The sequence below is a fragment of the Pseudomonas sp. Sample_22 genome (assembly GCF_004307635.1).
GTDB lineage: Bacteria > Pseudomonadota > Gammaproteobacteria > Pseudomonadales > Pseudomonadaceae > Aquipseudomonas.
Genome location: NZ_RCNY01000097.1, coordinates 3,709 through 13,811, shown reverse-complemented (window position 1 = coordinate 13,811; position 10,103 = coordinate 3,709). Strand labels below are relative to the sequence as shown.

Annotated in this window: 8 protein-coding genes, 2 tRNA genes, 1 pseudogene and 1 riboswitch; of the genes and pseudogenes, 10 read left to right on the top strand and 1 reads right to left on the bottom strand. The window is 58.8% G+C overall.

Going from position 1 to position 10,103, the window contains the following annotated elements; genetic code table 11:
• The 4 genes and pseudogenes from astD to astE all read left to right on the top strand — a co-directional run.
• Positions 1-168 (top strand): annotated as a pseudogene (gene astD, locus D8U73_RS29005) (N-succinylglutamate 5-semialdehyde dehydrogenase); the annotation flags it as partial.
• 160 nt (positions 169-328) lie between these two features.
• A complete protein-coding gene (gene astB / locus D8U73_RS29000) occupies positions 329-1,675 on the top strand; it encodes an N-succinylarginine dihydrolase (RefSeq protein ID WP_130906391.1) in 1,347 nt (448 codons plus the stop codon).
• A gap of 61 nt (positions 1,676-1,736) precedes the next feature.
• The gene (locus D8U73_RS28995; RefSeq protein ID WP_056852554.1) at positions 1,737-2,027 is read left to right on the top strand and encodes a hypothetical protein; all 291 of its coding nucleotides are present in this window, start codon (positions 1,737-1,739) and stop codon (positions 2,025-2,027) included.
• 12 nt (positions 2,028-2,039) lie between these two features.
• Positions 2,040-3,050, top strand: coding sequence for a succinylglutamate desuccinylase (gene astE / locus D8U73_RS28990; RefSeq protein ID WP_056852553.1), 1,011 nt, complete (start codon positions 2,040-2,042; stop codon positions 3,048-3,050).
• Between the two features lie 134 nt (positions 3,051-3,184).
• Here astE and D8U73_RS28985 read toward each other — a convergent pair whose 3' ends face one another.
• Positions 3,185-3,697 (bottom strand): 6,7-dimethyl-8-ribityllumazine synthase, encoded by a 513-nt coding sequence (locus D8U73_RS28985; protein ID WP_056852552.1) that lies wholly within the window; start codon positions 3,695-3,697, stop codon positions 3,185-3,187.
• Between the two features lie 102 nt (positions 3,698-3,799).
• A riboswitch (FMN riboswitch) is annotated at positions 3,800-3,970 on the bottom strand.
• A 196-nt stretch (positions 3,971-4,166) separates the two neighbouring features.
• Here D8U73_RS28985 and ltaE point away from each other — a divergent pair.
• From ltaE to D8U73_RS28955, 6 genes are all read left to right on the top strand, one after another.
• Positions 4,167-5,171 carry a low-specificity L-threonine aldolase gene (ltaE, locus tag D8U73_RS28980; RefSeq protein WP_130906390.1) on the top strand — a complete coding sequence of 335 codons (1,005 nt, stop codon included), beginning with the start codon at positions 4,167-4,169 and terminating at the stop codon, positions 5,169-5,171.
• Between the two features lie 146 nt (positions 5,172-5,317).
• Positions 5,318-7,939, top strand: coding sequence for an alanine--tRNA ligase (gene alaS, locus D8U73_RS28975; RefSeq protein ID WP_130906389.1), 2,622 nt, complete (start codon positions 5,318-5,320; stop codon positions 7,937-7,939).
• Between the two features lie 89 nt (positions 7,940-8,028).
• On the top strand, positions 8,029-9,270 hold the full coding sequence (locus D8U73_RS28970; RefSeq protein WP_056852735.1) for an aspartate kinase: 1,242 nt from the start codon (positions 8,029-8,031) through the stop codon (positions 9,268-9,270).
• Between the two features lie 186 nt (positions 9,271-9,456).
• Positions 9,457-9,645: a carbon storage regulator CsrA gene (csrA, locus tag D8U73_RS28965; RefSeq protein ID WP_002554426.1), complete on the top strand. Its 189-nt coding sequence runs from the start codon at positions 9,457-9,459 to the stop codon at positions 9,643-9,645.
• A 62-nt stretch (positions 9,646-9,707) separates the two neighbouring features.
• Positions 9,708-9,798, top strand: a tRNA-Ser gene (locus D8U73_RS28960).
• A 108-nt stretch (positions 9,799-9,906) separates the two neighbouring features.
• Positions 9,907-9,983: transfer RNA gene (locus tag D8U73_RS28955), tRNA-Arg, on the top strand.
• Positions 9,984-10,103 lie beyond the last annotated feature (120 nt).

Genomic DNA, 10,103 nt, shown 5'->3' with positions numbered 1-10,103 from the left:
CTGACCGGCGCCGCGAGCAGCGCGCCATTCGGCGGCGTCGGCGCCTCGGGCAACCACCGCGCGAGCGCCTATTACGCGGCGGATTACTGCGCGTACCCGGTGGCCTCGCTGGAAACCCCGAGCCTGGTGTTGCCTGCCGCTCTCACGCCTGGCGTGAAGATGGTGTAACGCCCAATCGCGGGCAAGCCCGCTCCCACAAGTTCGGTGGCGTTCACACATCTTGTGTACGACGCAGTCACTGTGGGAGCTGGCTTGCCAGCGATGGCCACACCTCGGTCTCAAAGAATGTACTGAAGCCATAACAACAGATTCTCGTGGAGCCTCGCTGATGAAATCCTATGAAGTCAATTTTGACGGTCTAGTGGGGCCGACCCATAACTACGGCGGCCTGTCCTACGGCAACGTCGCGTCCCAGAGCAACAGCCAGCAGTCTTCCAATCCCAAGGAAGCCGCGTTGCAAGGCCTGGCGAAGATGAAAGCGCTGATGGAAATGGGTTTCCAGCAGGGCGTGCTGGCGCCACAAGAGCGCCCGGACGTGGCGGCATTGCGTCGCCTGGGTTTTGCCGGTACCGACGCCCAGGTCATTGAGCGTGCTGCGAAGGAAGCCATGCCATTGCTGGTCGCCAGTTGCTCGGCGTCGAGCATGTGGGTAGCCAACGCCGCCACCGTCAGCCCGAGCGCCGACACGGCTGACGGTCGTGTGCATTTCACCGCCGCCAACCTCAACTGCAAATATCACCGCAGCATCGAACACCCGACCACCAGCCGCGTGCTGGGTGCGATGTTCGCCGACCAGAACCACTTCGCTCATCACGCTGCGTTGCCGGCCGTGGCGCAGTTCGGTGACGAAGGCGCGGCCAACCACACGCGTTTCTGCCGCGAGTACGGCGAAGCCGGCGTCGAGTTCTTCGTGTTCGGCCGCAGTGCGTTCGATACCCGCTACCCGGCGCCGCAGAAGTACCCGGCGCGCCAGACCCTTGAGGCCTCCCAGGCCGTTGCCCGGCTGCACGGTTTGAGCGACGACGGCGTGGTGTATGCCCAGCAGAATCCATCGGTGATCGACCAGGGCGTGTTCCACAATGACGTGATCGCCGTGGGTAATGGTGAGGTGTTGTTCTATCACGAGGACGCGTTTCTCGAGACCGAAACGATGCTCGCTGAATTGCAGAGCAAACTCGCCAAAGTCGGTGGGAAATTTCAGTCCGTGTGTGTTCCGCGTTCCGCGGTAAGCGTGGAAGACGCCGTTCGGTCCTACCTGTTCAATAGCCAACTGCTGTCGCGACCTGACGGCTCGATGCTGTTGATCGTGCCGGAAGAATGCCGTGGCAATGAGCGCGTCTGGCAGTACTTGCAGGGTTTGACCAGCTCCGGCGGCCTGATCCGCGAAGTAAAAGTCTTCGATCTCAAGCAAAGCATGCAGAACGGTGGTGGCCCTGCTTGCCTGAGGTTGCGTGTCGCGCTCAACGAAACCGAACTGGCGGCGGTCAATCCAGGCGTTATCATGACGGCACCGTTGTACGGCACTCTGACCGAATGGGTCGAGAAGCACTACCGCGACCGCATGACCGAAAACGATCTGGCGGACCCGCAATTGCTGCTTGAGTGCCGGACGGCACTGGATGAACTGACGCAAATCCTTAAACTGGGCGCGGTTTATCCATTCCAGATCAATTGATCGACGGCGCGCTGCCGCGCATGACAGCGCGCCGCTTCATCTCAAACGAGAGCGTAAACACATGAGCGATACCCTGCAGCTGATCCTTGAAGACACCGACGGCACGCAACTGGAAACTTCCTGCACCCGCGTTGCGGTCCTGTGGCAAGGCAAAGAGCTGTGGATCCAGCAAGACGGCCGCGGCCAATTGCTGATCGGCGTGGACGTTGAAGAAGGTGACGCCGAATACGCCAACCTGCTGCTGCGCCCATTGGCGACTAATCTGGTAAGTCTGCAACTGGAAATGGAACCGGCTGAACCTGGCGACGACGAGGATCATGTTCACGGCCCGGATTGCAATCACGACCACTAAGGAAACAGCTCTATGCTCGCCCTCGGCAAACTGCTTGAACTGACCCTCGCCGGCCGCGAACCGGCGGAGAAGACTCAACTGACTGTCGAAGGCGTGCGCATGCGCTGGCTGAGCGAAGGGGCGCTGGAAGTCCGGCCCCCTGAAGCTCGCGACAACGGCCTGGACCTGCTGCTGTCGGCGGGGATCCATGGCAACGAAACAGCGCCGATCGAGTTGCTCGATCGCCTGTTGCACGACATTGCCCGCGGCGACCTCAAGCCGCGTGCAAGAATTCTGTTCCTGTTCGGCAACCCGGAAGCGATTCGCAAGGGCGAGCGTTTCGTCGAGCAGGACGTCAATCGACTGTTCAACGGTCGTCACGAACAAAGCAGCGGCTCCGAAGCGCTGCGCGCCTGTGAGCTCGAACGGCTGGCGGCAAGTTTCTTCAGCCTGCCGGATCGCCAGCGTCTGCACTACGACCTGCACACTGCGATTCGCGGTTCGAAAATCGAGCAGTTCGCCTTGTATCCGTGGAAGGAAGATCGCCAGCATTCGCGCCAGGAACTGGCCCGGCTGCGTGCCGCCGGCATGGAAGCTGTGCTGTTGCAGAACAAGCCGTCCATCGTCTTCAGCTCCTATACCTACGACAAACTCGGTGCCGAGTCCTTCACCCTTGAACTGGGCAAGGCTCGGCCGTTCGGGCAGAACGACGGGGTGAACGTCTCCCGGCTGGAAACCCGTCTCAAACAGATCATCGAAGGCACCGAGCCTGATTTGGCGGGGCAGGTGCTGGACGGTTTGCAGCTGTTCAGCGTGGCACGGGAAATCATCAAGCACAGCGACAGCTTCCGGCTTAACCTGCCAGCGGATATCGAGAATTTTTCGGAACTGGAAGTGGGTTACCTGTTGGCCGAAGACATCGCCAACACCCGCTGGATCATCGAAGAAGAGGGCGCCCGGATCATCTTCCCGAACCCCAAGGTGAAGAATGGCTTGCGTGCGGGCATCCTGATCGTGCCGACCAGCGACGAAAACCTCGCCTGACGTTCGCAAAATGATCGTTCCCACGCTCCCGCGTGGGAATGCCTCAATGGACGCTCTGCGTCCGCCATTGCATGTGACGCGGAGCGTCACGGGCTGCATTCCCACGCAGAGCGCAGGAACGATCAATTTAGCCTTTAAACAGCTACCGCACGCGGCTCAGTACGACGCAACGCACGGATCTTGCTCAACGTGTCGGCACACGTCTTCGCCGCTTCCTGGCCTTTGTGCACAAAATGCTCGAAGAAGAACTTGTGATGCAGTTCTTCACCGGCATGGAAGTGATGCGGGGTCAAAGACACCGAGAATACTGGCACTTCGGTTTCCAGTTGAACCTGCATCAGGCCGCTGACCACCGACTGGGCAACGAACTCGTGGCGATAGATCCCGCCATCGACCACCAGGGCTGCGGCAACGATGCCTGCATAACGACCGGTCTTGGCCAGCAATTTGGCGTGCAGGGGCATTTCAAACGCACCGCCGACTTCGAAGAAGTCGATATCGGATTCCTGATAACCCTGGGCAATCATTTCGGCGACGAAGCCTTTACGGCTCTGATCAACAATATCCTTGTGCCAGCAGGCCTGGATGAACGCTACGCGCTCGCCCTGATGGTGTTTGCTCTTGCTATCGATTGCGGTGGGTTGCATGTTCTGACTCCTGTTTGTGTAAAAAACAGGGCATATGAATCGAATGGGATTTAAGGGTATGCGCGCCGACGTGAGTGTCTGCGGGCAGCCCTTTGGCGCCAATCCCGTTCTCTCTTCATCCGGACTATGACCGTCGGCCCCGGGATCACACCGGGTCTGCTGACCTTGCTGTCAGGCACCGCCGAAGCCGTGCTGCCATCAAGCGCTCGCGGGCTATGCGCATTGCGCGCAATTACCGCCGGTGGGGAGTTGCACCCCGCCCTGAGAACGTTTTTGCCGCCGTAAAGTTTGGCGGCGCAGCGTTTTTAACACATATTTCCTGCGTGCGCATCGGTGCTTTTGGATGATTGTTATCGAGTATTTCGCTGTATTAGTGGGCAATATCCTTGCGCCAGGGTTGAATATTCATTGGCATGACCGCAGTAATTCTTTCTGAAAGGGATTTCCCCTGCTTACCGAGGCCAGATTCATGAGCGTTATCGATCTTCGCAGCGACACAGTCACCCAACCCACCGCCGGCATGCTCGACGCGATGGCCACTGCCGCCACGGGGGATGACGTTTATGGTGAAGATCCGACCGTCAACCGTCTTGAAGCCGAACTGGCCCAGCGCCTCGGTTTTGCCGCAGCCCTGTTTGTGCCGACCGGCACCATGAGCAATCTGTTGGGCCTGATGGCCCATTGCGAGCGCGGCGACGAATACATCGTCGGACAGCAGGCCCATACCTATAAGTACGAAGGAGGCGGTGCAGCCGTTCTCGGTTCGATCCAGCCGCAACCGCTGGAAGTGCAGGCCGATGGCTCGCTGGATCTGAATCAGGTCGCCGCCGCCATCAAACCCGATGATTTCCACTTCGCCCGTACTCGCTTGCTGGCGCTGGAAAACACCATGCAGGGCAAGGTGCTGCCTCTGGAGTATCTGGCTCGGGCTCGCCGTTTTACCCGTGAGCATGGGCTGCAACTGCATCTGGACGGAGCGCGGTTGTACAACGCAGCGGTCAAACTCGGCGTCGACGCCCGGGAAATCGCTCAGCATTTCGACTCCGTCTCCGTCTGCCTGTCCAAAGGCTTGGGGGCGCCGGTCGGTTCGGTGTTGTGCGGCTCGGTCGAGTTGGTCGGCAAGGCCCGGCGCCTGCGCAAGATGGTCGGTGGCGGGATGCGTCAGGCCGGGATTCTGGCGGCAGCAGGCCTGTATGCCCTGGATCACAACGTTCAGCGCTTGGCTGACGATCACGCCAATGCGCAATGGCTGGCCGAAGGCCTGCGCGCGGCAGGTTACGAAGTCGAGCCGGTTCAGACCAACATGGTTTACGTATCGATGGGCGACAAGGCCGAGGTGATCAAGTCTTTTGCTGCTGAGCGAGGTATCAAGCTCAGTGCCGCCGCACGTCTGCGCATGGTCACGCACATGGATATCAGCCAGGCGCAAATCGAGCAGGTCGTCGCGACATTCGTCGACTTTTCCCGTAAGTGATAGCGTTACCGCTCCAATTGACTGTTTCTATCGTATAAACACGCTGTACCCCGCGCGCAGGGCCGATATAATGCGGCCCTTTGCCGTCGCTTCGTCTGTTGACGTTTCGAACAGGCCTTTGGCCGCAGCCTCCGTGGAAGAACCTAATGAAAAGCGCAGAAATCCGTGAAGCCTTCCTTCGCTTCTTCGAAGAGCAAGGCCACACCCGTGTAGCCTCCAGCTCTTTGATTCCGGGCAACGACCCAACCCTGCTGTTCACTAACGCGGGGATGAACCAGTTCAAGGACTGCTTCCTGGGCCAGGAAAAACGTGCGTACACCCGCGCGGTATCCAGCCAGAAATGCGTGCGCGCCGGCGGCAAGCACAACGACCTGGAAAACGTCGGTTATACCGCCCGTCACCACACCTTCTTCGAAATGCTGGGCAACTTCAGCTTCGGTGACTACTTCAAGCGTGACGCCATCACTTACGCCTGGAACTTCCTGACATCCGACAAATGGCTGAACCTGCCCAAGGAAAAGCTTTGGGTCACCGTCTACGCCAGCGATGACGAGGCGTACGACATCTGGACCAAGGAAATCGGCGTTCCGGCCGAGCGCATGGTGCGCATCGGCGACAACAAGGGCGCGCCGTACGCTTCCGACAACTTCTGGACCATGGGCGATACCGGCCCGTGCGGACCTTGCACCGAGATTTTCTACGATCACGGCGCCGACATCTGGGGCGGCCCACCGGGTTCGCCGGAAGAAGACGGCGACCGCTACATTGAAATCTGGAACAACGTGTTCATGCAGTTCAACCGCACCGCCGATGGTGTGTTGCACCCGCTGCCAGCACCGTCGGTGGACACCGGCATGGGCCTGGAGCGGATCAGTGCCGTACTGCAGCACGTTCACTCGAACTATGAAATCGACCTGTTCCAGAGCCTGCTGAGCGCTTCGGCCAAGGCCATCGGCTGCACCAACGACGCCCAGGCTTCGTTGAAAGTGGTGGCTGACCACATCCGTTCCTGCGGTTTCCTGATCGCTGATGGCGTATTGCCGTCCAACGAAGGTCGCGGCTATGTACTTCGCCGGATCATCCGTCGCGCTTGCCGTCACGGCAACAAACTGGGCGCCAAGGGCAGCTTCTTCTACCAGATCGTTGCGGCCCTGGTCGCCGAGATGGGCGAAGCGTTCCCGGAACTGAAATCCCAGCAGGCGCACATCGAGCGCGTGCTGAAAGCCGAAGAAGAGCAATTCGCCAAGACCCTGGAGCAGGGCCTGAAAATCCTTGAACAGGATCTGGCTGAACTCAAAGGCGACGTGGTGCCGGGCGATGTGGTGTTCAAACTCTATGACACCTACGGTTTCCCGATGGACCTGACCGGCGACATCGCCCGTGAGCGCAATCTGACCCTCGACGAGGCAGGTTTCGAGCGTGAAATGGAAGCCCAGCGCGTGCGTGCGCGTTCCGCCAGTTCCTTCGGCATGGACTACAACAGCCTGGTCAAGGTTGATGTCGATACCGAGTTCACCGGTTATACCGCTCACAGCGGTTCCGCCAAAATCGTTGCTATCTATAAAGACGGGCAATCGGTTGACGTACTGAACGAAGGCCAGGAGGGCGTGATCGTCCTCGATCAGACGCCGTTCTATGCGGAGTCCGGTGGTCAGATTGGCGATTGCGGCTTCCTGCAAGCCGGTGCTGCACGTTTCGACGTGCGCGACACCACCAAGACCGGTGGTGCGTTCCTGCACCACGGCGTGCTGGATTCGGGCAGCCTGATCGTGGGCGCTCCGGTGGAGACTCATGTCGACGCCGAAGTGCGTCACGCGACTTCGCTGAACCACTCGGCCACTCACTTGCTGCACGCCGCGCTGCGTCAAGTGCTGGGCGATCACGTTCAGCAGAAAGGTTCGTTGGTCGACAGTCAGCGCCTGCGCTTCGACTTCAGCCACTTCGAAGCGATCAAGCCTGAACAGCTGAAAGCGCTGGAAGAAATCGTCAACGCCGAGATTCGCAAGAACTCCGCCGTTGAAACCGAAGAAACCGACATCGAAACCGCCAAGCAGAAAGGCGCCATGGCGTTGTTCGGCGAGAAGTACGGCGACAACGTTCGCGTGCTGAGCATGGGTGATTTCTCCGTCGAGCTGTGCGGCGGTATCCACGCCAACCGTACCGGCGACATCGGCCTGCTGAAAATCATCAGCGAGGGCGGTGTTGCGTCTGGTGTACGTCGTATCGAGGCAGTCACCGGTGCTGCGGCGCTGGCCTACTTGAACGCGGCAGAAGAACAACTCAAGGAAGCGGCCAACCTGGTCAAGGGCAGCCGCGACAACCTGATCGACAAGCTGTCGGCTGTGCTGGAGCGCAACCGTCAGCTGGAAAAGCAACTCGAGCAGTTGCAGGCCAAGGCAGCCAGCGCGGCAGGCGACGATCTGTCGGCTTCGGCTCTGGATGTCAAAGGCGTGAAGGTGCTGTCCGTGCGTTTGGACGGTCAGGACGGCAAAGCGCTGCTGGCGCTGGTCGATCAGCTGAAAAACAAACTCGGCCGCGCAGTGATCCTGCTCGGCAGTGTCCATGAGGAAAAGGTCGTTCTGGTTGCAGGCGTAACCAAAGACCTGACTGGCCAACTCAAAGCCGGTGATTTGATGAAGCAAGCCGCTGCGGCAGTGGGCGGGAAGGGTGGTGGTCGTCCGGATATGGCGCAAGGCGGCGGTACCGACGCCGGCGCTCTGGATGCGGCACTGGCTCTGACCGTTCCGTTTGTAGAGCAGGGTCTATAAGGCAGCGCCTGGCTCGCAGTCTAGTGGCGGGCCGGAACGCTGTTTGAGTGATTATTTGGGCGCCCTTCATGGGCAGAGGCGGCTTTGAAATGGCTTTGATCGTACAGAAATTTGGAGGCACCTCGGTCGGTACTGTCGAGAGAATCGAGCAGGTCGCCGACAAGGTTAAAAAATTCCGCGATGCCGGCGATGACCTGGTGGTTGTGCTGTCTGCAATGAGCGGCGAAACCAACCGTCTGATCGATCTGGCCAAGCAAATCAGTGGCGGCGATCAACCGGTTCCGCGCGAGCTGGATGTGATCGTTTCCACCGGTGAGCAGGTGACGATTGCCCTGTTGGCCATGGCATTGATCAAGCGCGGTGTGCCTGCGGTGTCCTATACCGGCAACCAGGTGCGGATTCTCACGGATAGCGCGCACAACAAAGCGCGTATCTTGCAGATTGATGACCAGAAGATCCGCGGTGATCTGAAAGCCGGTCGTGTGGTGGTTGTCGCCGGTTTCCAGGGCGTCGATGAGCACGGCAACATTACCACCCTCGGTCGTGGCGGTTCCGATACCACCGGCGTGGCACTGGCAGCAGCCTTGAAGGCTGACGAATGCCAGATCTACACCGACGTCGACGGCGTCTACACCACCGATCCGCGCGTGGTCTCCGTGGCTCAGCGCCTGGACAAGATCACCTTTGAAGAGATGCTGGAAATGGCCAGCCTCGGCTCCAAGGTGCTGCAGATCCGGGCGGTGGAATTCGCTGGCAAGTACAACGTTCCGCTGCGCGTACTGCACAGCTTCAAGGAGGGTCCGGGCACCCTCATTACTATTGATGAAGAGGAAACCATGGAACAGCCGATCATTTCCGGCATCGCTTTCAACCGCGATGAAGCCAAGCTGACCATCCGTGGCGTGCCAGACACCCCGGGCGTAGCATTCAAGATTCTCGGCCCGATCAGCGCCGCGAACATCGAAGTCGACATGATCGTGCAGAACGTAGCGCACGATAACACCACCGACTTCACCTTCACCGTACACCGCAACGACTACCAGGCGGCGCAAACCGTACTGGAAAAGACCGCTGCCGAGATCGGTGCCCGTGAAGTCATCGGCGACACCAAGATCGCCAAGGTGTCGATTGTCGGCGTTGGCATGCGCTCTCATGCGGGCGTCGCCAGTCGCATGTTCGAAGCTCTGGCCAAGGAAAGCATCAACATCCAGATGATCTCGACTTCGGAAATCAAAGTCTCCGTAGTGATCGAAGAGAAATACCTGGAACTGGCTGTGCGCGCTCTGCACACGGCTTTCGAACTGGACGCACCGGCCCGCCAGGGCGAGTGATGCGTTTGCCAAAAGGCGCGGTCTGACCGCGCCTTTTGTTTTTTGAATGGCGTGACCCCGAGGCTGTTCTTTTGCTCGCGCTAGTCAATACTCAGGCATGTAGGCCACGACCGTTTTGGGTTGTAGGTCGAGTGCCTTTTTTTTGCAGACTGTTGTCCCTGAAATGTAAGGCGTGAGGAGAAAGGTATGTTGATTCTGACTCGTCGGTGCGCAGAAAGCCTGATTATTGGTGATGGCGAAATCACCGTGACCGTGCTCGGCGTCAAAGGAAATCAAGTGCGTATTGGGGTCAACGCCCCGAAAGAGGTAGCCGTCCACCGTGAGGAAATCTACCTGCGCATCAAGAAAGAGAAGGACGAAGAACCAAGCCATTAATTTTTATCGTTTTTTATGTTTGCAAACGGGGAAGAAGCTGGTTAATATACGCCCCGTGTTGCGGAGAGCTGGCCGAGTGGCCGAAGGCGCTCCCCTGCTAAGGGAGTACACCTCAAAAGGGTGTCGGGGGTTCGAATCCCCCGTTCTCCGCCATTATTTGCGTAGTACGTTGTAATCTGGCTTCTTCGGTAAGTTGTTGAAATTACTAGAAAAAAGCGCTTTACAAACAGATTGAACGGCCTATAATGCGCGGCAACAAATGCACTCGTAGCTCAGCTGGATAGAGTACTCGGCTACGAACCGAGCGGTCACAGGTTCGAATCCTGTCGAGTGCACCATTTAAGGGTTGTTTGCAGTGATGTGAATAACTTGGCTTCAACCAGTTGTGATCTGGTATAAAAACACAAATGCACTCGTAGCTCAGCTGGATAGAGTACTCGGCTACGAACCGAGCGGTC